Source organism: Achromobacter sp. UBA2119 (assembly GCF_002331005.1).
GTDB lineage: Bacteria > Pseudomonadota > Gammaproteobacteria > Burkholderiales > Burkholderiaceae_B > Achromobacter > Achromobacter animicus.
Map to the genome: position 1 here is coordinate 183,414 of NZ_DCYD01000019.1, position 25,289 is coordinate 208,702.

At 66.6% G+C, this 25,289-nt stretch carries 24 protein-coding genes; 11 read left to right on the forward strand and 13 right to left on the reverse strand.

The window, feature by feature from the left end:
- Positions 1–12: 12 nt before the first annotated feature.
- Together B3098_RS24345 and B3098_RS24350 are read right to left on the reverse strand one after the other, a co-directional pair.
- Positions 13–993: a Bug family tripartite tricarboxylate transporter substrate binding protein gene (locus B3098_RS24345; protein WP_286899543.1), complete on the reverse strand. Its 981-nt coding sequence runs from the start codon at positions 991–993 to the stop codon at positions 13–15.
- A 49-nt stretch (positions 994–1,042) separates the two neighbouring features.
- Positions 1,043–2,392, reverse strand: coding sequence for a D-serine ammonia-lyase (locus tag B3098_RS24350; protein ID WP_286899545.1), 1,350 nt, complete (start codon positions 2,390–2,392; stop codon positions 1,043–1,045).
- Between the two features lie 120 nt (positions 2,393–2,512).
- Here B3098_RS24350 and B3098_RS24355 point away from each other — a divergent pair, with 120 nt between their 5' ends.
- Positions 2,513–3,442, forward strand: a complete 930-nt coding sequence (locus B3098_RS24355; protein WP_175121256.1) for a LysR family transcriptional regulator — start codon at positions 2,513–2,515, stop codon at positions 3,440–3,442.
- 70 nt (positions 3,443–3,512) lie between these two features.
- Here B3098_RS24355 and fhuE read toward each other — a convergent pair whose 3' ends face one another.
- The 4 genes from fhuE to B3098_RS24375 all read right to left on the reverse strand — a co-directional run bounded on the left by fhuE (position 3,513) and on the right by B3098_RS24375 (position 8,380).
- Positions 3,513–5,708, reverse strand: a complete 2,196-nt coding sequence (gene fhuE / locus B3098_RS24360; protein WP_286899547.1) for a ferric-rhodotorulic acid/ferric-coprogen receptor FhuE — start codon at positions 5,706–5,708, stop codon at positions 3,513–3,515.
- A gap of 101 nt (positions 5,709–5,809) precedes the next feature.
- On the reverse strand, positions 5,810–6,454 hold the full coding sequence (locus tag B3098_RS24365) for a PQQ-binding-like beta-propeller repeat protein (protein WP_286899549.1): 645 nt from the start codon (positions 6,452–6,454) through the stop codon (positions 5,810–5,812).
- Between the two features lie 31 nt (positions 6,455–6,485).
- A complete protein-coding gene (locus B3098_RS24370) occupies positions 6,486–7,715 on the reverse strand; it encodes a helix-turn-helix domain-containing protein (RefSeq protein ID WP_286899551.1) in 1,230 nt (409 codons plus the stop codon).
- A 77-nt stretch (positions 7,716–7,792) separates the two neighbouring features.
- A complete protein-coding gene (locus tag B3098_RS24375; RefSeq protein WP_286899553.1) occupies positions 7,793–8,380 on the reverse strand; it encodes a M23 family metallopeptidase in 588 nt (195 codons plus the stop codon).
- A gap of 188 nt (positions 8,381–8,568) precedes the next feature.
- Here B3098_RS24375 and B3098_RS24380 point away from each other — a divergent pair, with 188 nt between their 5' ends.
- The 7 genes from B3098_RS24380 (at position 8,569) to B3098_RS24410 (ending at position 16,498) form a co-directional block, all read left to right on the forward strand.
- Entirely contained in the window at positions 8,569–9,453 is an 885-nt protein-coding gene (locus B3098_RS24380) for a DUF3348 domain-containing protein (RefSeq protein WP_286900266.1), read from the forward strand.
- A 10-nt stretch (positions 9,454–9,463) separates the two neighbouring features.
- On the forward strand, positions 9,464–12,760 hold the full coding sequence (locus tag B3098_RS24385; protein ID WP_286899555.1) for a DUF802 domain-containing protein: 3,297 nt from the start codon (positions 9,464–9,466) through the stop codon (positions 12,758–12,760).
- Entirely contained in the window at positions 12,757–13,407 is a 651-nt protein-coding gene (locus B3098_RS24390) for an OmpA family protein (RefSeq protein ID WP_175183673.1), read from the forward strand. Before B3098_RS24385 ends, B3098_RS24390 begins: the two co-directional genes overlap by 4 nt.
- A complete protein-coding gene (locus tag B3098_RS24395) occupies positions 13,397–14,071 on the forward strand; it encodes a DUF2894 domain-containing protein (protein ID WP_286899558.1) in 675 nt (224 codons plus the stop codon). Before B3098_RS24390 ends, B3098_RS24395 begins: the two co-directional genes overlap by 11 nt.
- Before the next feature lie 73 nt (positions 14,072–14,144).
- Positions 14,145–14,390 carry a ParD-like family protein gene (locus tag B3098_RS24400; protein ID WP_175121249.1) on the forward strand — a complete coding sequence of 82 codons (246 nt, stop codon included), beginning with the start codon at positions 14,145–14,147 and terminating at the stop codon, positions 14,388–14,390.
- Complete coding sequence (gene map / locus B3098_RS24405) at positions 14,391–15,182, forward strand: type I methionyl aminopeptidase (RefSeq protein WP_286899561.1); 792 nt, start codon at positions 14,391–14,393, stop codon at positions 15,180–15,182.
- A gap of 95 nt (positions 15,183–15,277) precedes the next feature.
- Positions 15,278–16,498 carry an MFS transporter gene (locus tag B3098_RS24410; protein WP_286899562.1) on the forward strand — a complete coding sequence of 407 codons (1,221 nt, stop codon included), beginning with the start codon at positions 15,278–15,280 and terminating at the stop codon, positions 16,496–16,498.
- 6 nt (positions 16,499–16,504) lie between these two features.
- Here B3098_RS24410 and B3098_RS24415 read toward each other — a convergent pair whose 3' ends face one another.
- Complete coding sequence (locus tag B3098_RS24415; protein WP_286899564.1) at positions 16,505–16,741, reverse strand: FCD domain-containing protein; 237 nt, start codon at positions 16,739–16,741, stop codon at positions 16,505–16,507.
- A 170-nt stretch (positions 16,742–16,911) separates the two neighbouring features.
- On the opposite strand from B3098_RS24415, the gene B3098_RS24420 reads away from it, so the two are divergent.
- Positions 16,912–17,940 carry an alpha/beta fold hydrolase gene (locus tag B3098_RS24420; protein WP_279971155.1) on the forward strand — a complete coding sequence of 343 codons (1,029 nt, stop codon included), beginning with the start codon at positions 16,912–16,914 and terminating at the stop codon, positions 17,938–17,940.
- Here the strand turns inward: B3098_RS24420 and B3098_RS24425 are convergent.
- The gene (locus B3098_RS24425) at positions 17,897–18,715 is read right to left on the reverse strand and encodes a response regulator (RefSeq protein WP_286899566.1); all 819 of its coding nucleotides are present in this window, start codon (positions 18,713–18,715) and stop codon (positions 17,897–17,899) included. The genes B3098_RS24420 and B3098_RS24425 overlap by 44 nt on opposite strands.
- Positions 18,716–19,139: 424 nt before the next feature.
- Between B3098_RS24425 and B3098_RS24430 the strand changes: the two genes are divergently transcribed.
- Positions 19,140–19,436: a hypothetical protein gene (locus tag B3098_RS24430; protein ID WP_239212621.1), complete on the forward strand. Its 297-nt coding sequence runs from the start codon at positions 19,140–19,142 to the stop codon at positions 19,434–19,436.
- Positions 19,437–19,542: 106 nt separating this feature from the next.
- Here B3098_RS24430 and alaE read toward each other — a convergent pair whose 3' ends face one another.
- Entirely contained in the window at positions 19,543–20,004 is a 462-nt protein-coding gene (gene alaE, locus B3098_RS24435) for an L-alanine exporter AlaE (protein WP_279971161.1), read from the reverse strand.
- Between the two features lie 125 nt (positions 20,005–20,129).
- Here alaE and B3098_RS24440 point away from each other — a divergent pair, with 125 nt between their 5' ends.
- Entirely contained in the window at positions 20,130–20,753 is a 624-nt protein-coding gene (locus B3098_RS24440) for a glutathione S-transferase family protein (protein WP_286899569.1), read from the forward strand.
- 26 nt (positions 20,754–20,779) lie between these two features.
- On the opposite strand, the gene sodC is transcribed toward B3098_RS24440, so the two are convergent.
- From sodC to B3098_RS24460, 4 genes are all read right to left on the reverse strand, one after another.
- Complete coding sequence (gene sodC / locus B3098_RS24445) at positions 20,780–21,304, reverse strand: superoxide dismutase [Cu-Zn] SodC (RefSeq protein ID WP_286899570.1); 525 nt, start codon at positions 21,302–21,304, stop codon at positions 20,780–20,782.
- Positions 21,305–21,474: 170 nt separating this feature from the next.
- The gene (locus B3098_RS24450; protein WP_286899573.1) at positions 21,475–22,803 is read right to left on the reverse strand and encodes a DUF445 domain-containing protein; all 1,329 of its coding nucleotides are present in this window, start codon (positions 22,801–22,803) and stop codon (positions 21,475–21,477) included.
- A gap of 78 nt (positions 22,804–22,881) precedes the next feature.
- Positions 22,882–24,114 (reverse strand): AI-2E family transporter, encoded by a 1,233-nt coding sequence (locus B3098_RS24455; protein WP_175183689.1) that lies wholly within the window; start codon positions 24,112–24,114, stop codon positions 22,882–22,884.
- Between the two features lie 56 nt (positions 24,115–24,170).
- Positions 24,171–25,103 (reverse strand): LysR family transcriptional regulator, encoded by a 933-nt coding sequence (locus tag B3098_RS24460; protein ID WP_286899575.1) that lies wholly within the window; start codon positions 25,101–25,103, stop codon positions 24,171–24,173.
- Positions 25,104–25,289 lie beyond the last annotated feature (186 nt).

A 25,289-nucleotide genomic window follows, 5' to 3' on the forward strand; every position in this document is an offset into this window, starting at 1 on the left:
CGTCGTCTTCCTTCAGTCGATCTTGATGTTGGCCCGCTGCGCCACTTCACGCATGACGGGCAGTTCCTGCTGGATCAGCGCCTCGCCTTCAGCGGCGCTGGCGAAGGCGGCTTCGAAGCCTTGCGCCTCAAGGCTCTTGACCACCTCGGGCGATTCGACGGTCGCCTTGAGCGCCTTCTCCAGCCGCGTCTTCACGTCGGCCGGCAGGCCACGCGGCGCGGCGACCATCAGCCACGTATCCATCGCGACCGACGGATAGCCCTGTTCCGCGAACGTGGGCACGTCGGGCAGGAAGGCGGAGCGCTTGGGCGCGGACACTGCCAGGACGCGCACCTTGCCCTGCTTGCTTTGCGGCAGGGCCGCGGCCACGGTGTCGACCGAGAACGGAATCTGTCCGCCGATCAGGTCGGTCATCGCGGGCGAGCTGCCCTTGTACGGCACGTGCGTCATCTTCAGCTTGGCGGCCGAGGTAAAGGCCTCGCCCACGAAATGCGCGGTGGTGCCGGTGCCGAACGATCCGTACGGCGGCTGATCGTGAGCCGGGTCCTTCACATAGGCCACGAACTCCTTCAAGTCCTTGACGGGCACCTTGGGGTTCGCAAGCAGCGCCAGGCCGGTGCGGCCGACAATGCCGATCGGCTCGAAGCTCTTGACCGGGTCGTACGGCAAGTTGCCTTGAATGGCCGGGTTGACCGTGAACGTCGTGCCCGAACTGACCAGCAGCGTGTAACCGTCCGGCGCGGCCTTGGCGACGAAGCTGGCGCCGATCACCGTGCCAGCGCCCGCGCGGTTTTCCACCACGATCGTGCGCCCCAATTCCTGCCCCAGTTTTTGCGCCACCACGCGGCCCAGCACATCGGTGGCGCCACCCGGCGGGAAAGGCACGACCAGCGTAATCGGCCGGCTGGGATAGGCGTCCTGGGCCACTGCGGGCGCGACGGCGCCGACGGTGCTGGCAAAAGCGAGGCTGACTGCAAGAAACGAGGTTTTCATGGCGGTGCTCGATGGGGAGGTGGTGGATAATCGGCGCGTCTGTCGGCGCCTAGTTGCCGGCCGCGAGCGAACGCCCGCGGCTCAGGAATCGGTCATATTCTTCGTCCGGCACGAACAGCCCGCCGGTGGTCCAGGCCAGGTGCGTTGCGCGCGGCAGATGCGCGGCTAGGCCGTGCGCGCGCAGCCAAGCGCGGCCGGCGTCGGTGCCGCACAGATGGCGCGGACCGCTGAAACCCGCGGCCGCGGACGGTTCGATGCGCAGGCCTTCGCTGTCCTTCAGGCGCGCCAGGTCGGCGTAAAGCGTGTCGTCTTCAACGGTGTAGACACCGCGCAGTTGCGCGCCGACAGCCGCGTACGCCAGCTCCGACGCAGTCGGAACCGCCAGGCCGTCGGCCTCGGTCACGTTGGTCAGGCCGACGTCGTACACCGACGCGGACGCGGGCGCACCCGGCGGCTCGCCTTGGCCGGCCATCATGCGCACCAGGAAACACGGCGACTGCACCGGCTCGGCGAAGAAGCAATGCACGTGCGGGCCATACAGCTGGGTCAGGCCGAAGGCGATCCCGCCCGGCGCCCCGCCCACGCCACAAGGCAGGTAGACAAACAGCGGATGCTCCGCATCGACCCGCACGCCCGCTTCGATCAATTGGACGCGCAGGTGCAACGCGGCGGCGGCGTAGCCCATGAACAGGGACGCCGACCGCTCGTCGTCCACGAAATAGCCAAAAGGATCGGCTTCGACCTGCGCCCGGCCCGCGGCCACGGCCTTTTCGTAGTCGCCCGCGTGCTCCACGACCTCGACGCCGCGCGCACGTAGACGCGCCTTCTTCCATTCCTTGGCATCGGCAGACATGTGCACGGCCGACCGGAACCCCAGCGCCGATGCAATCACGCCGATGGACAGGCCCAGGTTGCCCGTGGAACCCACGGCGACCTGATACCGGCCGAACACGGCGCGGGCTTCCGGACCGGCCAGCTTGCGGTAATCGTCGCCCGGCAGCAGCAACCCTTCGCGCAGCGCCAGCGATTCGGCAAATTCCAGCACTTCGTGAATGCCGCCGCGCGCCTTGATGGAACCGGCCACCGGCAATGCGTGGTCCGCCTTGATCCACAACCGGCCGGCGTCCGGCGGCAGGCCGATCGCTACCTGCATGGCCGCGGCGGGCAGCAGCGGCGACTCGATCACGCCGCCCGTCTCGGCTAACTCCGGAAACAGCTCGGCGAGCAGCGGCGCGAATCGCGTAAAGCGTTCCTGCGCCGACAGCACCTGATCCATCAGGAAATGCGCACCCGGTCCGCTTGCGGGCGCCGGCATGTCCGGGCCTGTCCACAGCACCGGCTTGGCCTGCCGCAGGGAATCCAGAACGGGGGATTGGGAGGGAGCGTCGGATTGAAACATGGCTGTGGTAGCGAATGGGAAGCGCAAATAATGCCCACATCCTAGAGGCGGCCAGCGCTTTGCAGCAATATCAATGGTTAGAATTCTTCTTTGCGTTTTCCGCAAACTTTGGAGCCGACCATGAACCCCCGCGTCCTGCAGGAGATTTCCCTGCGCTATTTCCTGGAAGTCGTGCGCACCGGCTCGGTCAGTGAAGCCGCGGGGCGCCTGGATGTGGCCCCCTCGGCCGTCAGCCGCCAGATCGCCCGCATCGAACGGGAACTTGGCACCTTGCTGTTCGAGCGCCGCGCGCGCGGCATGGTCCCCAACGCCGCCGGCGAACTCCTGGCCGCGCACGCCAAGCGCATGCAGCAGGACGTGGAACGGGTAGCGGGCGACATCCTGGCGCTGCGCGGCCTGCGGCAGGGCCATGTGCGCATCGTCAGCACCGAGGGCTATGCGTCGGAGTTCGTGCCGGCGGCCATCGCGGCTTTCCGGCAGCACTACGCGGGCATCCGGTTTTCGCTGGACGTCTGCTCGCAGCAGGAGATCCCCCAGCGCATCCGGGACGGCTCGGCGGATATCGGCATCACCCTCAGCCTCACGTCGCAGCGCGACATCCGCGTGGAAGCGCGCGTGCCGGCGCCGGTGCGCGCGATCCTGGCGGCAGACCATCCGCTGGCCGACCGGCGCGAGATGGCGCTGGCGCAGCTGATCGCCTATCCCCTGGCCCTGCCCAGCCCCGATTCCACGTTGCGCCAGCTGATCGACATCAGTTGCAGCCGCCAGCAACTGCATTGCGAGGCGGCGTTCACCAGCCGCAGCATCGACGCGCTGGTCGGCTTTGCCAGCGCGGGCGGCGGCGTCGCCTTTTGTGGTGAACTGGCCATCCGCAACCGCCTGCAATGGGGAAAGATCGTCGCCGTGCCGCTACGCGACCGCGAAATGAACGAACGTCACTTCGAGGTGCAGACGCTGGCCGGACGCATCATGCCCGAGGCCGCCAAGGCGTTCATCGCCAGCATCGCGGAGGCCGCACGGGCAGCCTCCGGACCGGTCGGGCCGGCTTGAGACCGGGCCGGGTAATGCCGGGCCCAGGTAAGGCCGGGCCGTACAAGGCCGACCCGCATGACGCCCGCGATCAATACTGGTAGCGCATCGTCAGCATCGCGCTGCGTCCCGCGGCCCACGCGCCCTGGCTGTAGAAGCCGATCTGGCTGTAGTACTTGCGGTCGAACACGTTGTTCACGTTCAACTGCGCCGACAGGCTGCGGTTGAAGCGGTAGCGCGCCATCAGGTTGGTGATGGCGTAGCTGCCCTGGCTGACGCGTTCGTCGCCGTTCGGGCCGTTGGCGATGGTGTAGACATGGCTTTGCCAGTTCACGCCGCCGCCGATCGTGAGGCGGTTCCAGTCGCCCGGCAACTGATACGTCGTGAAGACGCGCACCAGGCTGCGCGGCTGGTCGGTCTGGATCGCGTTGCCCTCGCCGTCGCTGGCCGTCCAATGCGACCAGCCGGCCGCCACGTTCCAGCCCGGCGTCACCTCACCCGACATTTCCAGGTCGAAGCCGCGGCTGCGCGTGCCTTGCGCGGCCGTGTAGGCCTGATTGGTCGTGCCCGGCACAATCTGGCCCGGGTCGACCTGCGCCACGTTGTCCTGGTCGATCTGGAAGATCGCGGCGCTGGCGTTCAGACGGCCCTCCAGCCATTCGCCCTTGATGCCGGCCTCGTACGTCTTGCCTTCCAGCGGATCCAACCAGTTGCCGTTGCGGTCCTGGTAGGTCTGCGGATTGAAGATGCCGGTGTAGCTGACGTAAGCGGTGTAGGTGTCGTTGATGTCGTACAGCAGGCCGGCGTACGGCGTGAAGGCGTTCTTGTCGAACTCGGTGCGGCCTTCTCCGCCAAAGCCTATCGAGTTCGTCTTCCACGTGCTGTAGCGCCCGCCCACGATGAGTTTGAGCGGATCGGCCAGGTTCAGGCGCAACGCGCCGTACCAGCCGGTCTGGGTGGTGGTGTAGCGGTTGGCGATGATGGAATCGTTCCAGTCCGGTTCGGGATACGAGCCGTTCCAGTCCAGGAAGTTGCCGACGTCGGCCGCATCGATGGCGGACCGGTAGTTGAAATCGCCCTTCTGCCGGTTGAAGCTGGCGCCGACCACGGCTTCGTGACGGCGGCCAAACAGCGTGAACGGACCGTTGGCCTTCAGATCCAGCGCATTCTGTTTGCGGTCGCCCAGATACCAGGCGGGCGACGCGCCCATGCCCAGGCCGGTTTCGCGGTCCGGCCAGCCGTACAGATACAGCAGCTTGCCGTCCATTTCGTTCTTGGAATACGAGCCCACGGCCTGAACGCGCCAATCGTTGTCGAAGCGATGCTCCAGGCTGGCAAACGCGCCCTGCGTCGTGCTGCCCCACGAGGTCCACCGCGCGCCGGTATTCAGCGACCGGCGCCAGTCGGTGCGGCCGCCGTCGGCGTACCAGAGCGGAAAGCCGCCCCAACTGCTGCCCTGCGGCTCGTTGTCCTGGTAGTTGTAGCCCACGCTGAGCGTCGTGCGCGAGGTCAGGTCGGCGTCCACGACGCCGTAGAAGACCTTTTTCTTGTTCTGGTAGTAGTCCAGGAACGAATGGTTGTCCTGGTAGGCCGAGACGATGCGGCCCCGCACGGTGCCTTCGGCGTTAAGCGGCGTGGACAGGTCGGCCGTCACGCGATACGTGTCCCAGTTGCCCACGCCCGCGCTCAGGTCCGCCTTGAACTCGCGGCTGTCGGCGTGCTTGCGCACCAGGTTGATGGAGGCCGACGGATTGCCGGCGCCCGTCATCAGGCCCGTGGCGCCGCGCACGACCTCCACCCGGTCATAGATGATGGGGTCGACGGACGACTCGCCCGCCGCGTAGCCCACGTCGAATGCCGTGGGCACGCCGTCGTACATGTAGTTGGTGATGCTGAAGCCGCGCGAGTTGAACGTGTAACGCTCGCTGTCGAAGTTCTGCACCGAAATGCCCGGCGTGCTGCCCATGACGTCCGCCAGCGATCGCATGTCTTCGTCATCCATGCGCTGGCGCGTCATCACGGTGACCGACTGCGGCGTCTCGCGCAGCGACAGCGACAACCCGGTGCTGGCCGCCGTGGCGCGCGGGGTGTAGGACCCCGTCCCCTCGGTGGTGTTCGGATTGGCGTTCTCGCCCACCACTTGCACCGAAGGCAGCGTCGACACGTTGGCGTCCTGCGCGGCAACGGCCACCGAGGCCAACGCCAGGAAAACCGCCGCCGACGTGCGGCGCAGCATGAAACGTGGGTGAACGATGTGACCGCGTCGGGCGCGTCTTTCTGCTTGCATTGGGCTTCCTACCGAGTGGGTCAAAAGGGTGACAAATCGGCAGGAAGTTTAAATGCAAATCCTTATCATCTCCATCTACTGTTGTTTTTCCCCATTTTTTTTTAATCCTCCGGCTTGCCCGGCCGCTGCACCGCGCGCACCTTGCCGCTTTCGCCGCCGCCGCAATAAAACCGCGCGCCGCCATCGGATTCCAGGCCCGACACGCCAATGCCCGCGGGCATCTCGACCGCCTCCAGCACTTCGCCGGTGCGCGGTTCAAGACGCCGCAATTCGCTTTCTTCGGCTTCCCATGTGCCGTGCCACAACTCGCCGTCCACCCATGTGACGCCCGTCACGTAGCGGTTGGAGTCGATGGTGCGCAGCACGTTACCGGTTTCGGGGTCGACCTGGTGGATCTTGCGGTCGCGGTAGGCGCCGACCCACAGGCTGCCTTCCGCCCAGGCCAGGCCAGACACGCCCTCGCCGCCGGGCGCCGGGATGGTGGACAGCACCTTGCCGCTTTGCGGATCGACCTTCTGGATCCAGCCATCGGCGATCTGATAGAGGTGCGTGCCGTCAAAGGCCGTGCCCGCATTCGCGGTGATGTCGAGCGAGCGCGACGTCTGTCCGGTGGCCGGGTCCAGGGCAACGAGGCTGTCGCCCGTGGCGAACCACACCTGCTTGCCGTCATAGGTCAGCCCATGGACGGCCTCGACGCCCGGGAACGGGCCATATTCACGGAGGATTTCGGCTTGTGATCGTTTCATGGTGGCTTCCTTTTAGAGGGGTGCTTCCATGCTACTGGGCGGGCAGAATCGCCGGGAGTAACAAGCTTGTCGTGAATCCAGGCACCGGCGGCAGCATCCAGCGCCGCGCGCGCCCCTGGCCGAAGGCCTGCACCCTGCCGGCCTCGGCCAGGGCCTCAAGCGCGCGCTGCACGGTGCGCTGGCTCGATCCGAGCACCAGCGCCAGCGCCGAACTCGACCAGCCCTCGCCGTCAGCCAGATAGGCCAACAGCGCCCCCTGCTCCGGATCCGCTTCGTCGCCGGCCGGCGCCAGCACCGTAACGTCGCAAGCGCCCGCAGGCGCAAGCGCATAGCCGTGCCGAGTGGCGTGGACACCGGCCAACGGGCGGATCGCGGTGCGCAGGCGGCCCATCTCGACGCGCAGGCGCGCACGATGCGTCTCGTCAAAGTAGCGCGTGCGAAACGCCTGGGCGATCAGCGCGTCGCGCGTCACATCCTCGGGCCAGGCTTGCGCCAACGCCCGCGCCAGCGCAAACAGCACGGGACGGCCGGCCAGCGCGACAGCCGTTTGCCCACCCCGCACAGCGAACCGGCAGGCATCCACGACCAGCGTGCCGGACGCCAGCAAGGCCTCGACCTGGTCCAGCGACAACGTGCACTCGCCGTCGCGTCCGATACGCCGGGCGGCGGGCGCGTCCAATGCCTGCACCGCGTGGGCCACTTCCGCCATCAGCGCCGTAATTCCGGCCCGCTCGGCGAACTGCTCCGCGCGCGCCAACGCTGCGCGGGCGGCGGCCGCCTGCTGGCGGCGTAGTGCGATGCCCGCGACGATCAGGTCCTGGATGGCGCGCGACGCCCAAGGCAGTGAGCCGGCATCCACCTGCGCGAGGGTGTGCTCCGCGTCTTCCAGCCGCCCCAGCAGCAACTGACGGCGCGCCGTCAGATGACCGGCATGCGCCGCGTTGACCACGTCGCCGTGCGCCTGCAGCGTGGCGCGCGCCGTGTCCAGCGCCTTGTCCGGGTGGCTCAGATCTCGCGAAGCCAGCGCGATCTCGGCTTCGGCAACCACGCAGCGGGCCCGCGCCACCGCTTGCCGCGGACCAAACCCACGGGCGGCGCTGCGCAGCAGCGTCCTGGCGCGGGGCAGATCGCCCAGTTGCGCGAAGGCAATGCCGCGCAAGGCCAGCGCGGGTGCGTCGCTGCGCAGCGCCACCTGGTTCAACGCGCCAAGCGGGTCGCCTGCGGCCAACGCGCGCGCCGCCGTTTCAATCAGAAAGTCCATGGAAAGTGCGGCACCGCCTGCCCCGTTTTTCTTGGCCTGGGCACCAATCTACACCGCGCAGCGGGCTGCTTGCAGCGCTATTGCGCGGACGACACGGGCAGAGACGAACCTTGCGGTGCGCTGGGCGGGGTCAACAGCGGATACGGGTTGAGCGCGCCGCCCCCTGCATAGATGCCGTAATGCAGATGCGGCGGCGTGCCTTTGGCGTTGCCGGTATTGCCCACAAAGCCCAGCACGTCGCCCGGGGCAACGAGTTGGCCCCGGCGGATATCCGCGTAACCGTCCAGGTGCGCGTAATAGTGCATCTGCCGGCCCGGTCCCATCACCCAGACGACCTGCCCGCCCAGCGTGTTTTCGCCGATGCGCGTGACCACGCCTTCGGTCGCCGACACCACCGGCGTGCCGCGCTTGGCAAAGATATCGATGCCTTGGTGGGTTCGCCCGCCCGACCGCGCCGCGCCCCAGGTATCGGCCAGCCGCCGGGGCGCAACGCCCTGCACCGGCACGGGCAGCGACACGGGCGCGTCCTGCCAGGACAGCCGCGCCATGTGCCAGGGCGCGCGCGCCGCCTCCGGCAGACGCGGCCAGGCCCAGACCGCCAGGGCGGCCAACGCGGCCAGGATGAGAAGTCGTCGGGCAAATCGCCAGGGGGTGCGGGCATCCATGGAACGTTCGACGGCCATGCGGCCCCAGGGTTCCTGCTCGCTGGGCGGCGACACAGTATTGCAGCGCCTTCGACGCAGTATCCATGATGCGACCCCGCTTTGTGACCCGGACGGCCGCCCGGACCGCCTGGACAGGCCCTCTCGGCCCGTCGCAGCGTGTAAACTCCCCCCTTTTTGACTCTGGTGGTATGTTGCAAGCCCCCCAGCGCACAGGTTTAAGCGGCCCGACGCTCATTCGCTTGCTGACTCGCCTGACGGACGCGGAAGTCCAGCAGTCCAGGCAGTCGCTATCCGACCATCTGAGCCAATGGCTTGGCTGGACGGACGCGATCGCCCTGTCGGCGGCCTTGAATACAAGCCCGCCGGTCATTGCGCCCGGCGCCCGCCTGTTCAGCAGCGCCGAAGAACGCGAATGCGTGCGCGTGCGCACCACCCTGGCGGACGCCATCGCCAGTGACACGGCGGCCACGGCCGCCAAGCGGGTCGCCCCGGTACCGGCGCCAGCCAAGAAACTGGCTGCCGTCCTGGCCGAGGATGAGTTCGATTACTCGAGTTTTCGCCAGCGGTATCTGTCGTTGCAGCACACGATGGAGACCAGCATTGGCAATCTGCGCAGCCGCCTGCGCGGGATGGTCGCAGCGCGCAATGGCGAATGGACGCGCCTGGCCGTGGTGGACGCGATCATGGACCGCGCGCTGCTGCCCAAGGAGCGGGCCCTGCTCGGCGCGATTCCGAAACTGCTGCAGACGCACTTTGACCGGCTGCGCAAGGCCGAGGAAGCGGCGCTGGCTGCCACAGAAGCCCAGGCTGCTGCCGAGGCGCAGGACTTGGCTGACGCCGACGCGGCGGCTGATACCGCTGCGGAGGCGGACGGCAATGCAAGGGCCGACGGCGATGCAGCGGTCGCAGCCCTTGACGCCGCGCCAGCCAACGCGGCGGCGCCCGTCGCGGCAATTACCGCGGGCGCCTGGCTGGACACGTTCCGCGCCGACATGCGCGCCGTGCTGCTGGCCGAATTGGATGTTCGTTTACAACCGGTCGAAGGGTTGCTTGCCGCCCTTCGCACCAGCTAATTAGGACACTATGTCCAAGACTCTGATCAATATCGTGGTTTTCCTGGCCGGACTGGCCGTTGTGGGCTGGATCGGCGCCGGATACGCGGGAACGAACCCGCTGGCGCTGGCCGTGACGCTGCTCATCGGCGTCTGTTACCTGGCCGGCGCGCTCGAGCTGCTGCGCTACCAGCAGGCAACGACTGCCCTGTCACGCGCCGTGACGGACATCAAGGAAGCGCCCGGCAGCCTGGGCGCCTGGCTGGACAAGGTGCCGGCCGGCCTGCGCAACGCAGCGCGCCTGCGTATCGAAGGCGAGCGCGTGGGCCTGCCCGGCCCGACGCTGGCGCCCTACCTCGTCGGCCTGCTGGTTCTGCTGGGCATGCTGGGCACCTTCCTCGGCATGGTCGTGACGCTGCGCGGCACCGGCCTTGCGCTTGAAAGCTCCACCGATCTGGCCGCGATCCGCGCGTCGCTGGCCGCACCCGTCAAGGGCCTGGGCTTTGCGTTCGGCACCTCGATCGCTGGCGTCGCCGCGTCCGCCATGCTGGGCCTCCTGGCCGCGCTGTGCCGCCGCGACCGCGTCCACGCCGCGCAACTCCTGGACACCCAGGCCGCGACCACGTTGCGCGTGTATTCGCAAAGCTATCAGCGCGAAGAATCCTTCAAGCTGCTCCAGCGCCAGGCTGAAGTGATGCAACGTCAGGCCGACGCGATGCCCGCCATCGTCGGCCAGCTGGAATCCATGATGAAGAGCATGGAACAGCAGAATCAGGCGCTGAACGAGCGCCAGATCGCCAGTCAGACCGCCTTCCAGGGCAAGGCCGAAGCCGCCTACGCCCGCCTCGCATCCGTGATGGAACAGTCCATGAAGGACAGCGTGGCGCAAAGCGCGCGGTCCGCCGGCGAAGCGCTGCAGCCCGTCGTGCAAGCCACCATGGACAGCCTGTCGCGCGAAACCGCCACACTGCAGGACACGGTCTCGCAGGCCGTGCGCCAGCAACTGGAAGGCCTGACCGCCGGCCTGCAAGCCGCGACGACCGACGTTGCCGGCATCTGGAGCCAGGCAGTGGCCGGCCAGCAGCGCGCCAGCGAGGCCATGGCCGAAGACCTGCGCGCCTCGCTCGATCGCTTCGCCCAGACCTTCGAGCAACGCTCGGCCAACCTGCTGGACAGCGTGTCGGCGCGCCTGGAAGCGTCGTCCGGCAACATGTCGCAAGCCTGGACCGACGCGCTGTCGCGCCAGCAGCAAGCCGGCGAGAAGCTGGCGGGCGACAACCTGCAGGCGCTCACCGCCGCGGCCGCCAGCTTCGAACAGCATTCCGCATCGCTGCTGCGCACGCTGAACGCCTCGCACGCCGCGCTGCAAACGGATCTGGCCTCGCGCGATCAACAGCGCCTGGCCGCCTGGACCGAAACGCTGGGCGCGATGGGCGCCACGCTGCGCCAGGAATGGGAGCAGTCTGGCGCGCAAGCCGCCGCCCGCCAGCAGGAAATCAACGACACCTTGGCGCAGACCGTGCGCGACGTGGCCGAACAGGCCGCGGCGCAAGCTGCGCTGATGGAAGGCGTGTCGGCGCGCATGGAGGCCGCCGCCATCGGCGTGTCGGACCAATGGACCCGCGCCCTCGCCCGCCACGAAGAATCCAGCGGCAAGCTGGCCGCGGGCAACCAGGCGGCGCTCGAAGCCGCCACGGCGGCCTTCGAACAGCACGCCGCCTCGCTGCTGCGCACGCTGGACCAATCGCACACCGAACTTCAGGCCGCCTTGGCCGCCCGCGACGAAGACCGCCTTGCCGTCTGGAGCAGTACGCTGGGCGCCATGACCGCCAAGCTGGGCCAGCAATGGGAACAGGCCGGCGCGAACACCGTGGCCCGTCAGCAGGAAATCAACGACGCAATGGCCGAGACCGCGCGCGGCATCACCGGCCAGACCGAGGCGCAGGCCCGCTTGCTGCAGGACGTGTCCTCTCGCCTGGAAACCGCGGCAGGCAGCGTCACGCAAGCCTGGCGCGACGCGCAAACGCGGCAGGAAGACCTGGGCAAGCAACTGGCCGCCGACAACCAGCGCGCGCTGGAAACCGCCGCGGCCACCTTCGGCCAGCATGCCGACGCGTTGCTGCGCACGCTGGATCAATCGCACGCCGACCTGCAAACCGCGCTGGCCTCGCGCGACGAGGAACGTCTGGCCGCCTGGACCGGTTCGCTGACGGCCATGGCCGCCAAGCTGGGCGAGGAATGGGATCAGGCCGGCACCCAAGCCGCCCTGCGCCAGCTCGAAATCAGCGACGCGCTCGCTCAGACCGCCCGCGACATCACTGCCCAGACGCAGCAGCAGGCCGCCCTGCTGGAAAGCGTGTCGACGCGCCTGGAAACGGCAGCCGGCGGCGTCACGCAGGCCTGGACCGATGCGCAGGCCCGCCAGGAAGAAACCGGCCAACAACTCGCCCGCGACAATCGCCAGGCGCTGGAAACCGCGTCCGCCGCCTTCGGCGCGCAAGCCGCCGAGCTGCTTCAGACGCTGGAACAATCGCACACTGCCCTGCAAACGGCGCTGGCGGCCAACGACGAGGAACGCCTCGCGGCCTGGACCGGCAAGCTGGCGGCCATGGCCGACGCGCTGCGCACCGAATGGCAGCAGGCAGGCGCGCAAGCTGCCGGTTTGCAGCAAGAAATCTGTGACACGCTGAGCCTGACCGCGCAGGACATCACTGCCCAGACGCAGGCCCACGCCAGTGAAACCATCGCCGAGATCGGTCGTCTGGTTCAAGCGGCTTCTGAAGCCCCCCGCGCCGCCGCCGAGGTCATCGGCGAACTGCGCCAGAAGCTGTCTGACAGCATGGTGCGCGACAACGACATGCTGCAGGAGCGCAACCGCCTGCTTGAAACGCTGAGCACGCTGCTGGACGCCGTCAACCACACCGCCGCCGAGCAGCGCACCGCCGTGGACGGGCTGGTCGCCTCGTCGGCCGACATGCTGGAACGCGTGGGCGCGCAGTTCACCGCGCAGGTCGAATCCGAAACCGGCAAGCTGTCCGACGTGGCGTCGCTGGTCACCAGCAGCGCCGTCGAAGTCGCCAGCCTGGGCGAATCCTTTGGCGCGGCCGTGCAGGCCTTCGGCGAATCGAACGACAAGCTTACGGCGCATCTGCAACGCATCGAAGCCGCGCTGGACAAGTCCATCGCGCGCGGCGACGAGCAGCTTTCCTACTACGTGGCGCAGGCCCGTGAGGTCGTCGACCTGAGCCTGATGTCGCAGAAGCAGATCATCGAGAACCTGCAGCAGCTGGCCGCCCAGCGCGCCACCGCCGGAGCGGAAACGGCATGAGCGAGGATATCGACGGCGGCGTGGAGGCAACGGCGCCCGCCTGGGCCGTCTTCGGCGACCTGATGTCCGTGCTGCTGGGCGCCTTCGTCCTCATCCTGGTCAGCGTCGTCGCGGTGCAGTTGCAGCTGTCGACGCAGCTGGAAGAAGAGGTCAAGCAGCGCCAGGAAGAAACCCATCGCCGCGAAACCCTGGAGCAGGCGCTGGCGGGCCCCCTGGCCGCCGGCCGCGTGACGCTCATCAACGGCCGCATCGGCATCAGCGGCAGCGTGCTGTTCGCGCTGAACTCCGACCAGCTCCAGCCCGAGGGCCGCGAGATCCTGAAAACCCTGATCGAGCCGCTGTCCGCCTACCTGAAGACCCACAACGAAATTCTGATGGTCAGCGGGTTTACCGACGACCAGCAGGTACGCGAAGGCAACCGCCGCTTCGCGGACAACTGGGACCTTTCCGCCCAGCGCGCGCTCACGGTGACGCGCGCCCTGATCGACGAAGGTGTGCCGTCGTCAACGGTGTTTGCCGCGGCGTTTGGCGCCGAACAACCCGTGGCGTCGAACGCCGACGAGGAAGGCCGCGCCAAGAACCGCCGCGTGGAAATCACGCCCATCCCCAAGCCATCCAACGAAGCGGGTAAGCCCGGTGAGCAGTGACGGCAGCCGCGCTGAAAGCCTGAACGCACGTGCGGTGCTGGACGCCTGGCGCGCCAACGGCGCGGATCGCGTCAACCCGCTGCGCTTTCACCTGATCGACGCGCTGGACCGCCGGGCGGCCGCGTACGACGGCGCGGTGCGTCAGCGGCTGGACGAGCGGCTTGCGGGTCTGATCGCGGCGTACGAGGGGGAGTTGATCGGCGCGGAGGATGCGGCTGCGGATGCAGACGCTGAGGCTGATGCAGAGGCCCCGCAAGACGCCGTGTCGGGCGGACCGCTGGCCGAGTTGATCGCCAATCTTGGCTCCGACGATTCCCGCGACCCGCTAGGCCTGCGCGCCGCCTACCCCGAGCTGCCGCTGCTCGACGAATTCCGCGCGCTCTGGTCCCGCTTCAGCGCCGACCGCCAGGTGCGCCAATCTCAGGAACGCGTCCACAAGAACGCCGGCCCGCTCAACTCGAACCAGCTCGTGCACCGCGCGCTGACCCTGATGCGCGAAATGTCGCCCGGTTACCTCCAGCAGTTCCTGTCGTACACCGACGCGCTGATGTGGATGGAACAGATGACCGCCGCGGCCGCCCCCGCACCGAAGGATGCGCCGCGCGCGGGCGCTGCCAAAAAGTCCACGCGAGCCAAGCCGCGCAAGGAAAGCAAGGAAGCCTGAGGGCCGATTTGCACGCGGCCTCTTGCCGCAGTACGATACGTTCCATATACAAAACATATACGGAACATCCACTATGGGTATCGTCAAGATTTCCGAGCAGATGCATGAGAACCTGCGCGTCGCCAGCGGCGCTCTCAGCCGCTCGATCAATTCCCAGGCAGAACACTGGATGCGCATCGGCATGCTGTCCGAGCTCTATCCCGAACTGCGCCACGCCGACATCTGCCAACTGCTGATCCGCATCGACCAGGCAGAAGGCTTCACCATCGCCTCCCTCTCGCAAGGGTTGCCGCAACCCTTACAGCAGGAGGCCGCATAAATGGCCAAGAAGGTTTCCATCAAATCGGCCGCCGACATCGAAATGGCCCGCAAGGCGGGCGCCATGGCGGCCGAAGTGCTGCACATGATCGGCGAACACGTCCGTCCCGGCGTCACCACCGATGAGCTCGACCGCGTCTGTCACGACTACATCGTCAACGTGCTGAAAGCCACGCCCGCCAACGTCGGCTACCACGGCTTTCCCAAGACCATCTGCGCGTCGGTCAACCACGTCATCTGCCACGGCATCCCGGCGGCCAAGGTGCTCAAGAACGGCGACATCCTGAACATCGACGTGGCCGTCATCAAGGACGGCTGGTTCGGCGACACCAGCCGCATGTACTACGTCGGCCAGCCCAGTCCGCTTGCGCGCCGCCTGGTCAACACCACGTACGAAGCCATGCGCGCCGGCATCATGGCCGTCAAGCCCGGCGCCACGCTGGGCGACATCGGCCACGCCATCCAGACCGTCGCCCATCGCGAGCACTTCAGCATCGTGCGCGAATACTGCGGCCACGGCATCGGCCAGATCTATCACGACGACCCGCAGGTGCTGCACTACGGCCGCCCCGGCGAAGGCCTGGTGCTGCAGCCCGGCATGATGTTCACGATCGAGCCCATGATCAACGCCGGCAAGCCGCAGACCAAGCAACTCCCCGACGGCTGGACGGTCGTCACCAAGGACCGCTCGCTATCCGCGCAATGGGAGCACATGGTCGTCGTCACCGAGACCGGCTACGACGTGCTGACCACCTGGCCTGACGGCTTCGGCGACTACCCCCCGATTCCCTGATCGGGACGCGTCCCAGCAAGGACCGGAGTGCAGGGCCGCAAGGGTACGATCATCATCGTGCCCTTGCCGTTTCCGCGGCGCCCGCCGCCCCGTCCATGCCCGCCCTGCCCTCCGCTTTCCGCCGCCTCGCGGCGTCGAACCTGGCCGCACAGTTCTCCGAGCAGATCGCGCTCGCCGCCGCGCCGCTGTATGCCGTGCTGGCCTTGGGCGCCACCGCCGCGCAGACCGGCTACCTGCAAACCGCGCAGACGCTGCCGTTCCTATTGCTGTCCCTGCCCGCCGGCGTGCTGGCCGACCGGATGTCGCGCCGCTCGCTGATGACCGCCGCCGAGGCCGTGCGCGCGGCAAGCCTGATCGTGCTGCTGGCGCTGTTGTGGTCCGGCGGCCTCAGCCTGCAATGGCTCGCCGCGCTGGGCTTCGCCGGGGCGGTGGGCACCGTCGCCTACAACGTGGCGGCGCCTGCGTTGGTGCCCAAGCTGGTTCCTCCTGGTGAACTCTCCAATGCCAACCGCTGGCTGGAACTGGCGCGCAGCGCCGCGTTTTCGGCCGGCCCCGCGGCGGGCGGCGCGCTCGTGGGGTGGATGGGCGCCTCCACCGCCTATGTGCTCGCGACCACACTGTCGCTGCTGGCCGCCGTCTTTCTGGCAGGCCTGCCGCAGGACGCGCCGAAGACGGCACAACGCCGTCATCCGCTCACCGAATTGCGCGAAGGCGCAGCCTTCGTCGCCACCCATCCCCTGCTGCGTCCGGTCCTCCTGACCGCGCTCTTTTTCAATACCGCCTGGTTTGTCCTGCTGGCGATCTACGTCGCCTACGCCGTCGACCGCCTCGGCCTGTCGGCTGCGGGCGTGGGGATTACGCTGGGGGTCTACGGCGCGGGCATGCTGGCCGGCGCACTGGCCGCCCCGTGGCTCGCCCGCCGCCTGCCGTTCGGCGCGATGATTGGCGCGGGCCCGCTGTCCGCCTTGCTGGCCAGCTTCATCCTCTTGTCGACGCTGGTGTATCCGTCAGGGGCATGGGCGGCGGTGGGGTTCTTTCTATTCGGCGCCGGGCCGATCCTGTGGACCATCACCACCACCACGCTGCGTCAATCGGTGACGCCCAACGCCCTGCTGGGCCGCGTGTCGTCCGTCATCGTGACCGCCAACTTCGGCGCGCGGCCCATCGGCGCGTTGATCGGCGCGACGCTGGCGGCCCGGTTTGGGGTGGAGGCGTGTCTTTGGGTGTCGACCGCGGGGTTCTTCATCCAGTTCGCCGTGCTGTTTACGTCGCCGGTGCTGCGGCTGCAACGGCAGCCGGAGGCGGTGGTGTCTTGAGCGGCACTAGGACGCTTCCCGCAGGGCCGCAGTCATCAACGGCTTCCACGACTCAATATGCCGGGTGATCAACGCCGCGATGGCGTCCGATTGCCGGGTCGCGGCAAGCTCGATCATTTCATAATGCTCGGAAACAGACGCGCGCTGCCGCTCCAGACCTTCGGGCGAGCTGATGCCGTACAAGCGCGTGTCGGCCCGCAAGCCCATCACGACGCGTTGAACGCTTTCGGACAGAAGTGGCATGTGGAGTTTCTTGGGCCGCCGCTGCACGCGGAGCAAGCGGGCGGTTGACGACTGACGCCGCCTGGTGCGCGTTTGTCTCTTTCAATCCCCTGCGGAACCCAGGCCCCATTTTTGCTGTCCCTGTTGTACAGCGCCGGCAGCGGGCCGGTGTCATAACAGGAGTCACATGAATGACACGATCCCAACATCTCCGGCTGAGCGCGCTCTGCGCGGGTATGGCGCTTGCCGGCAGCGCCATCGCGGCAGACGCCCCCAAGGTGCCGGACTACGGTCCCAACCTGGAGCGCTTTGAGTATCCGCACGAGGTCAAGCGGCTGGCGCTGGACACGCAAGGCCAGAAGCTGTCGATGGCCTACATGGACGTGGCCGCCGCCAAGCCCAACGGCAAGACCGTCGTGCTCATGCACGGCAAGAATTTCTGCGGCGCCACCTGGGACGCCAGCATTGCCGCCCTGAGCCAAGCCGGATACCGCGTCGTCGTGCCCGACCAGATCGGCTTCTGCAAATCCGACAAGCCGCAGGCCTACCAGTTTTCATTCCACCAACTGGCCGCCAACACGCACGCCCTGCTCGATCATTTGAAAATCGACCGCGCCAGCATCGTCGGCCACTCCATGGGCGGCATGCTCGCCGCGCGCTACGCGTTGATGTACGGCCCGCAAACCGACGCCCTGGTGCTCGTCAATCCCATCGGCCTCGAAGACTGGAAACAGAAAGGCGTGCCCTACCGCAGCATCGACGACTGGTATCAGCGCGAGCTCAAGGCCAACTTCGAGGGCATGAAGAAGTACCAGCTGGGCACCTACTACGCCGGCCAATGGCGCGACGACTACGACAAGTGGGTCCTTATGGCCGCCGGCATGCTGCAAGGCGAAGGCCGCGAACGTGTTGCGTGGAACCAGGCGCTGACCTACGACATGCTCTACACGCAGCCCGTCGTGCACGAGTTCGGTCAGATCGCCGTGCCTACCACGCTGCTCATCGGGGAAAAGGACAACACCGCCCCCGGCAAGGACGCCGCGGCGCCCGAGGTGGCAAAACAGCTCGGCAACTATCCTGAGCTGGGCCCGAAGGCGGCCAAGGCCATCCCGAATGCAAAGCTCGTCACGTGGCCGGAGCTTGGCCATTCCCCGCAGGTACAGGATCCGAAGCGGTTCAACGAAGCGTTGCTGAAGGCTTTGCCGGCGGCGAAGGGTTAAGGGACGTGTTGCTGACAAACGCCGCCACCCGCGAGACCACATCCCCGCATCCGCGGCCCATCGTGACTACGTGACGGCGATCTGTCAGCAACTGCAGTTGCACATTCGTGTTGCGCGCCCCCTTCAAAATCTTGAACGCGTTCGATACCGGCGCAACGTCATCCTGCCGCGCATGAATGACAAGGCAGGGAGCGCGCAGCATGTCCAGGCGGCGCGATACCGAGGCCGCCAGTTTGCGCATCTCGGCAAGCGACCCCCAGGGGAGGCGCGGGCCCGCCTGGCTAGCCAACGCCCACAACATTTCAAATTCCAGCGTCGTCAGGTCGACCTCTGCGCCGGCCAGCACGACCGCGCGGGTCTGACGGTCGATCGACAACGGTCCGAACACCAGGAGTTCAGGCTGCAGTTCAGCCTGGTTGTGACGACGCATCAAGGCGCGGATCCGCGCCAGCAGAACACGCGGCTCCACGGGCTTGATGACGTAATCGTCTGCGCCGGATTCCAGACCCAGGATTTGATCCACGTCGTCTTCGCGGGCAGTCAGCATCAGGATCGGCGCAGACGAGAACGCCCGCAGATCGCGGCAGACCTGCAGGCCGTCTCGGCCAGGCAGCATCAGATCCAGAATGGTGATGGCCGGCTCGTGACGACGAAACGCATCCACCGCATGATCACCCCGATACGCCTGAACAACATTGAATCCGTGCTGTTCCAGAAACTGCGCGATCAGGCGCGCCAGCTTCGCATCGTCTTCGACTAACAAGGCCTTGGTCATGGTGTGGAGACAGAGTTTCACGCACCGGCACGGTGCATTTTGGCGGCAGGCATACACCGAAAGAATTTCGGATCGCGTGGGCGCTGATGAGGGCAATGGGCGGACCGGCATGCGTTGAACACCCCGAGCGCCGCAAACGTGGCGGTGCTTGCAGGCCATACAAACCGTCAGAATTGTTACCGGTCGCCCGTGTACCTATCTGATACATTGGCGCCTCAAAAATCATGAAAAAGCGAGGCCAGCCTCACCGCGCGGCAGCCGCCGTGCGTGAGACATGCACGCACAACGGCGATCAAAAACGTGCCGCGTTCAAGCGCCTCAATCTCAATCGTCGATCTTGGGGGTAACAATCAAAATGAGAAAAATTGCACTGCTTGTGGTTTTGCCTGCGATGCTCGCGGGTTGCACTTCGGCGCAGATGAGCATGATTACCGGCAAGCGGAACAAGACCTACAACGACGTCAATGCAGCATGGGTGGGCAGCACCGAAGAGCAACTGGTTTCCAAGTGGGGACCGCCCAAGAAGAGCTACACGCTTGAAAGCGGTGCAAGAATCATTTCGTACGAAGAAATCTGGGGCCCGATTTCGGCTTATCACGTGTGCGTCGAGAAGTTCATGATCGAAAAGGGCATCGTGACGAAGTGGGGTCTGTCGGGTTGCCCGGCGCGCATGACGGGCTCGATGCCGGCGGAAACGCCGATTCCGCAACCGACGATGTAAAACCCGCGTCGCAGATTCAATACCACCGCCGCTTCGGCAAGTACCCGGCACACTTCAAGTCCGGGTACTCGCCGAGCGGCAATCACGACATGCCCAAGCGCACGGCTTACTCGTTAAGCGACATCGGCCGCGACCCTCCCGGCGGCAGACCGAACACGCGCCTGATCGCATTCAGAAACGCGCCGTAAGGCCGGCCCAGCACAAGCATCATCACGGCCGCGCCCAATATCCCTCGCACCAGACCCTCGCCCGATGCCCCGCTGATCGCGATGATCGCGGCGTAGATAGGCACCTGGAAAGTCATCAGCGCCACGCTATCCCAAAGCAGCCGGGATACGCGCGTGTCCTTCGCGCGCCGCATTATCCAATCGCGCCAGAGACCGTAAGGCCTACCTACCGGAATCATCAGCGCGCCGCCGATCAGCCGCGCGTGGAACACCTGTTCCCACGTCATTCCCGCGATCCAGCGCTCGTTGATGATGCCTGTCGTCGTAAAGAACAGGATCAGCGCAACGGTATCGGCAATATAGGAGCGCGTGGATAGCGGCAATGTGGTCTTGTCCGTCACGTGCCGTTCCCCCGGCATCTGTTCTGCCTGCCGGCGCCCGAATCTGTATATGGCAGCACGTTCCCCGGCCCGCTAGACTGCGACGACCTTCGATTCCGAAAAACGTCCTCCCCGCGGTAGCCAACATGCTGAAAATATTGGGAAAAGCCTCGTCCATCAACGTGCGCAAAGTGCTGTGGACATGCGCTGAACTGAATCTGCCGTTTGATCGCGAAGACTGGGGCAGCGGTTTCAGAGCCACATCGGAACCGGAGTTCCTGGCGCGCAATCCGAATGCCATGGTGCCCGTAATCCAGGATGGCGACTTCGTGCTGTGGGAGTCGAACACCATCATCCGCTATCTGGCGGGCCAGTATCAGAGGCACCACCTGTATCCGGCCGAGCCGAAGCTGCGGGCGCAGGTGGACCAGTGGATGGATTGGCAGGCAACCGACCTGAACCGGTCGTGGAGCTACGCCTTCATGGCGTTGGCGCGGCAGTCGCCCGCGCACCGGGACGAGGCCGCCATCGCGGCGTCGTGCCGCGACTGGGCCCGGTTCATGGGGATTCTGGATCAGCGGCTGGCCGCCACCGGCGCTTATGTGGCCGGCGACGCGTTCACGCTGGCCGACATTCCGGTGGGGCTGTCGGTGAACCGCTGGTTCGAGACGCCGTTCGAAAAGCCCGCGCTGCCAGCCGTGGCGGCGTACTACGACCGGCTGGCGCAGCGCGACGGCTACCGGCAGTACGGCCGCAACGGCACGGCTTGAGGAAAGCGCCGGCGGGCGCACTCCCCCTACTTCACGACGCCGCAAACGATACGTCCGCCTCCGCCGCCCAGCGGCTCGGGCTTGTCGCTGTAGTTGTCGCCGCCAGCGTGGATCATCAACGCCCGCCCCTTCAAGTCAGCCAGCTTCAGATGCGGCGCAAGCACGGTTTTCGTCGCGCTGCCATCGGCCGCGACGGTGAGGAACGGCAGGTCACCCTGATGTCCGTCGGTCGCCATCGGCCCCTTGTGCGCCTTGGTGCCCTTGGGATCCAGGTGCCCGCCCGCACCGCCGCCCGGCGCGGTCTTGCCGCTTACCGGGCCGGGCTCGCACGAGCCTTTCTCGTGCACATGAAAGCCGCGCTCGCCGGGCGGCAGGCCTTTGAGGTGGGGCGTGAATTGCAGCCCTTCCTTGGTGTCTTTCAGGGTGATGGTGCCGGCGCTCTTGCCGACGCCATCGGGCGTCAGGAACGACATCGAGACGTCTTCGGCCAGCGCCGCGCTGGACGCGCCCGCCAATGCCAGCGCCGTGACAAGCATCGAGAATTTCTTCATGAATTGCCTCCTGGAAAGATGCCCGCAAGCTGCGGGCGGCCATCGGTAAGGCGCGCCTCGCGCAGCCGGCGGCGCAGATGAAGATAGCACCGGGGCCGGGCGGTCCGCCAGAAAACTTCGTTCCTGATACAAGGTTGTGACACGGTGTGGGGAAAGGCCGAAGCCCCTGCCTATCCGTTCACGATGAGGACCACCGCATGCAGCAGCACGCCGATCAGGCCGCCCACCAGCGTGCCGTTGAAGCGGATGTACTGAAGATCGCGCCCCACACTGAGTTCCAGTTCGTCGACCAGATGACGTTCGTCCCAGTTCTTGACGGTGCGCGAAATGTGCTCGGTGACACCCACACGCAGGCGTCCGGTCAGGCGCCGCGCGCCGCCCAGGATGTGGTTGTTGATTGCTTCTCGCAGGCCGGGGTCTTCGCCAAGCTTGCGGGCCAGCGCCAGCAGCGCGCTTTCCAGATGCGCGGCCAGCGCGGAATGTTCGTCCGCCAGGTCGCGCCGCAGCGCCGCATGGATGTCGTCCCACAGGCCCTGAACGTATTCCTGGACCTTGGGGTGGTCGATGGCGCGCTGCTTCAGGGCTTCGACCTGGCTGGCTAGCGCCGGGTCGGTCTTCAGGCGTTCGATGTAGTTCATCACCCACGCCTCGTAGTCGCGGCGCACGGGGTGGTCGGGCTCGGACAGCACGTCGCGCAGCTCTTCGACCAGCGCGCGCGCCAGGCGGTCGGCCAGGTTGTCGGCGATGTTGTCGACGGACTTGACCACGTCCACCGCGGCGATGATGCGCGGCCATTCCTTGCGGGCGAACTTCACGAGCAGGGTCGACGCGCGCTCCTTGACGTCTTCCTCGGCCAGGTAGCCGCCCAGGCGTTCCATCGCGGCGTCCAGCAGCTCCTGGTGGCGCCCGTCGCGGGTCAACAGGCCCAGCACCTCGCCGGCGGTGGCCGCCGCATCCCAGCGGCGCAGATTGCTGACGACGAATTCCTGGATGACACCGCGCACGGCCCGATCGTCCAGCAGGTCCAGCGTCTGCAGCGCCACGCGCCGCGCCCCATCGCTCAGGGCGTGCGCCTGCGCGGGCCGGGCCAGCCAGCGGCTCAGCCGCGCGGCGGGATCGAAGACGCGCAGCTTTTCAATGAGGGTGTCGGGGTCCAGGAAGTGATCGCGCACGAAGATCGCCAGGCTGTCGCCGATACGGTCCTTGTTGCTGGGAATGATGGCGGTGTGCGGAATGGGCAGACCCATCGGCCGCCGAAACAGCGCAACCACGGCGAACCAGTCGGCCAACGCGCCAACGGTGGCTGCCTCGCAAAACGCCCGCACCCAGGCCCACGCGCCCTGACCGCCCATGACGTGACTGGTGATGAAGCCGCTGACCATGGCGACAAGCAGCGCCAGCGCCCCGATCTTCATGCGGCGCAATTGCGCGCGCCGCGCATCGGCATCCAGCGCGGTGTGCGCGCCGGCGATTCGTTGAGGTTGGGTAGTGTCGGTCATGAAGGATCCGGTGGTGCAAGCCCCGAGCATACCAATCGATGGCGGCCCGGCCATTGCACCCGGGAACCGCCATCGGCCCTACTCGCTCAGGAACTCCGACAACGCCTCCAACCCTTCGATATGATCGGCCACCACCTTCGCGATGAAGGCAATGGGCACGGACAGCAGCGTTCCCCAGATGCCCCATAGCCACGTGAAAAGCAGCAGCAGGATGAACACGGCCACGGCGTTCATCCGCGCGATGCGGCCAGACATCCAGGTGGTGACGACGACGCCCATCAACAACGCAATGGCGACGGAACTCATGGAGATGGCCAGTGCGGGACCGAGCTCACCGAACTGCACCAGTCCCGCGACGCCAGTGCCGACCGCCGTCATCAGCGGGCCGAAGTACGGGATGATGTGCAACGCGCCCGCCACCACCGCCCAGGTCGCAGCGTTTTCCAATCCCAGCAGGCGGAAGGCGCCCCATGACAGCAGCCCCAGCGCCACATTGGTCACCAGCATCATCGCCATGTACATATGGATCGAGTTGTTGATCTGGTCCAGCATGTGCACGCTGATCTTCTTTTGCGACAACGTCTTGCCGGCCATCTTGACGAACTTGCGCTTGAACGCGTTGCCCGACAGCAGCAGGAAGAAAACCAGGAACACGCACATGGTGGCCTGCCCGACGAAGGTGGCCAGCCCCTTGGAGCCCCACAGCAGGATGTCGCTCAGCCCGCCGTCCGACTTGGCCACGACGACGCGACCGCCGGGCTTGGGCGCACCCGACTCCTGCAGGATGCTTGCTGCGTTGCGCAATTTTTCCATCAGGGAGCCGTCGCCGCTCAAGAGGCCGCCCAGCGTGCGGGACAGCTTGCTAGATATCTCGGGGAGCGCATTGATGATGTCGGCGACCTGGTCCTGCGTGACGTAGATGACGCCCACGATCCCGACGGCAATGGCCGACATCACGATGACGGTGCCCAGCGAGCGCGGCACGCGATATCGCTCCATCAGGGCGACGACGGGATCCAGGGTATAGGCGACCACAATCGCCATCACCACCGGAACGATGAATTCCTGCCCCGCCTTCAGGCCAAACAACACGGCAAGGACAGTCAGCGTCACCAGACAAAAGCCGCTGACGCGCACGAGCGGCGTGGGCGACGGCGGCTTGATGAGGCCGGCGTCCTGCGCCGTGACTTTTTCCTCGGAAGGATCGGGCTTTGCCGCCGCCGGCTCGGCCTTCTTTTCGGCGGCCTCGGCCGCTACGGGTTCCGGGCCTTCCCTCTGCGGCGAAGTGACCACTGGCGTCGCGCTGTCCATCTTTCCCCTCACATCCGTTTTGCGAAGGCCGTCAGCAAGTTGCGTGCCCGGCAGGTTCAGCCGCTGCTGATTGCCAGCAGACCCGGCTCGCCATCGTGCTGCCGCTGCGCCCGCTCCAGGATGAATTCGATGATCATCGCCAGCGCCCGTGGATGGTGGCGGTTGGGCATGTACAGCATATACATGCCACGCCCAAAAATGCTCAAGCGCCAATCGGTCAACGCGGGCACAAGTTCGCCGCGCGCGATGTCCTCATGGACTACGTAGTCCGGCACGACGCCCACGCCCAGCCCCGCGCGGATGGCGTCGCGCAGGAAGGCATAGTTGCGGGAAACGACGGTGGGTTCCAGCACGACATGCTGGCGGGGCTGGCCGCCGTAGTAGGCCGACAGGCGCAGCGGCCGGCCGATCACGGCGGCGCTGATGACGGGCGTGGCGGCCAGGTCTTCGGGCCGCTGGGGAAGCCCGCGGCTTTCCGCGTAGTCCCTGGACGCACAGGCCACGTAGCGGACCTGGCCGAGTTCACGCGCGACCAGATGCTGCGGCGGTTCGGACATGATGCGCACGGCAATGTCGACTTCGTCGCGCAGCAGGTCCTCGACGCTGTTCTCAAAAAGCACGTCCAGCACGATGTCGGGATAGGTTTTCTTGAACTCAAGCAGCCAGGGCGTCATCACGAACTGCCCGTAGCCGCTGGGCACGCTCAGGCGCACCTTGCCCTGGGGTGTCTTGCCCAGTGTTTCGATCGATTCGCGCGCTGCCGCCAGTTCGTCCTGGATGCTGCGCCCGTGCTTGTACAGCTTCAGACCGATCTCGGTGGGTTCCACGCGCCGCGTCGTGCGCCGCACCAGCTGCATGCCGACCGACCGCTCCAATTGGCTCAGGTGATAGCTGACGTTGGCGCGCGTCATCTTCAGGCGGCGCGCGGCCTCGCTGAGATTGCCCGCGTCCAGGATTTCGACGAGCAGGGTAAGGGATTTGGTGTCCATGGCGGCGCTCCTTGCCGTGCATTGTCAAATTTTCTTGTCCGGAGTGTCAATTATCGATGTCATTGTCAAGACATCTTTGCTGCGAAAGAATAAAGCCATAAGAGACGGGCCACCCCTGGCCCGCCAAGGCTCCGTTCGCGCAAGGCGTCGGCGCACCGGCATGCCGGCGCGGCGCGCGAGCAGGAA

Bases quoted from the DNA above. Each gene is read 5' to 3' on its own strand.
- B3098_RS24345 (WP_286899543.1), bottom strand. From the start codon at position 993: ATGAAAACCTCGTTTCTTGCAGTCAGCCTCGCTTTTGCCAGCACCGTC.
- B3098_RS24350 (WP_286899545.1), bottom strand. From the start codon at position 2,392: ATGTTTCAATCCGACGCTCCCTCCCAATCCCCCGTTCTGGATTCCCTG.
- B3098_RS24355 (WP_175121256.1), top strand. From the start codon at position 2,513: ATGAACCCCCGCGTCCTGCAGGAGATTTCCCTGCGCTATTTCCTGGAA.
- fhuE (WP_286899547.1), bottom strand. From the start codon at position 5,708: ATGCAAGCAGAAAGACGCGCCCGACGCGGTCACATCGTTCACCCACGT.
- B3098_RS24365 (WP_286899549.1), bottom strand. From the start codon at position 6,454: ATGAAACGATCACAAGCCGAAATCCTCCGTGAATATGGCCCGTTCCCG.
- B3098_RS24370 (WP_286899551.1), bottom strand. From the start codon at position 7,715: ATGGACTTTCTGATTGAAACGGCGGCGCGCGCGTTGGCCGCAGGCGAC.
- B3098_RS24375 (WP_286899553.1), bottom strand. From the start codon at position 8,380: ATGGATGCCCGCACCCCCTGGCGATTTGCCCGACGACTTCTCATCCTG.
- B3098_RS24380 (WP_286900266.1), top strand. From the start codon at position 8,569: ATGTTGCAAGCCCCCCAGCGCACAGGTTTAAGCGGCCCGACGCTCATT.
- B3098_RS24385 (WP_286899555.1), top strand. From the start codon at position 9,464: ATGTCCAAGACTCTGATCAATATCGTGGTTTTCCTGGCCGGACTGGCC.
- B3098_RS24390 (WP_175183673.1), top strand. From the start codon at position 12,757: ATGAGCGAGGATATCGACGGCGGCGTGGAGGCAACGGCGCCCGCCTGG.
- B3098_RS24400 (WP_175121249.1), top strand. From the start codon at position 14,145: ATGGGTATCGTCAAGATTTCCGAGCAGATGCATGAGAACCTGCGCGTC.
- map (WP_286899561.1), top strand. From the start codon at position 14,391: ATGGCCAAGAAGGTTTCCATCAAATCGGCCGCCGACATCGAAATGGCC.
- B3098_RS24410 (WP_286899562.1), top strand. From the start codon at position 15,278: ATGCCCGCCCTGCCCTCCGCTTTCCGCCGCCTCGCGGCGTCGAACCTG.
- B3098_RS24415 (WP_286899564.1), bottom strand. From the start codon at position 16,741: ATGCCACTTCTGTCCGAAAGCGTTCAACGCGTCGTGATGGGCTTGCGG.
- B3098_RS24420 (WP_279971155.1), top strand. From the start codon at position 16,912: ATGACACGATCCCAACATCTCCGGCTGAGCGCGCTCTGCGCGGGTATG.
- B3098_RS24425 (WP_286899566.1), bottom strand. From the start codon at position 18,715: ATGACCAAGGCCTTGTTAGTCGAAGACGATGCGAAGCTGGCGCGCCTG.
- B3098_RS24430 (WP_239212621.1), top strand. From the start codon at position 19,140: ATGATTACCGGCAAGCGGAACAAGACCTACAACGACGTCAATGCAGCA.
- B3098_RS24440 (WP_286899569.1), top strand. From the start codon at position 20,130: ATGCTGAAAATATTGGGAAAAGCCTCGTCCATCAACGTGCGCAAAGTG.
- sodC (WP_286899570.1), bottom strand. From the start codon at position 21,304: ATGAAGAAATTCTCGATGCTTGTCACGGCGCTGGCATTGGCGGGCGCG.
- B3098_RS24450 (WP_286899573.1), bottom strand. From the start codon at position 22,803: ATGACCGACACTACCCAACCTCAACGAATCGCCGGCGCGCACACCGCG.
- B3098_RS24455 (WP_175183689.1), bottom strand. From the start codon at position 24,114: ATGGACAGCGCGACGCCAGTGGTCACTTCGCCGCAGAGGGAAGGCCCG.
- B3098_RS24460 (WP_286899575.1), bottom strand. From the start codon at position 25,103: ATGGACACCAAATCCCTTACCCTGCTCGTCGAAATCCTGGACGCGGGC.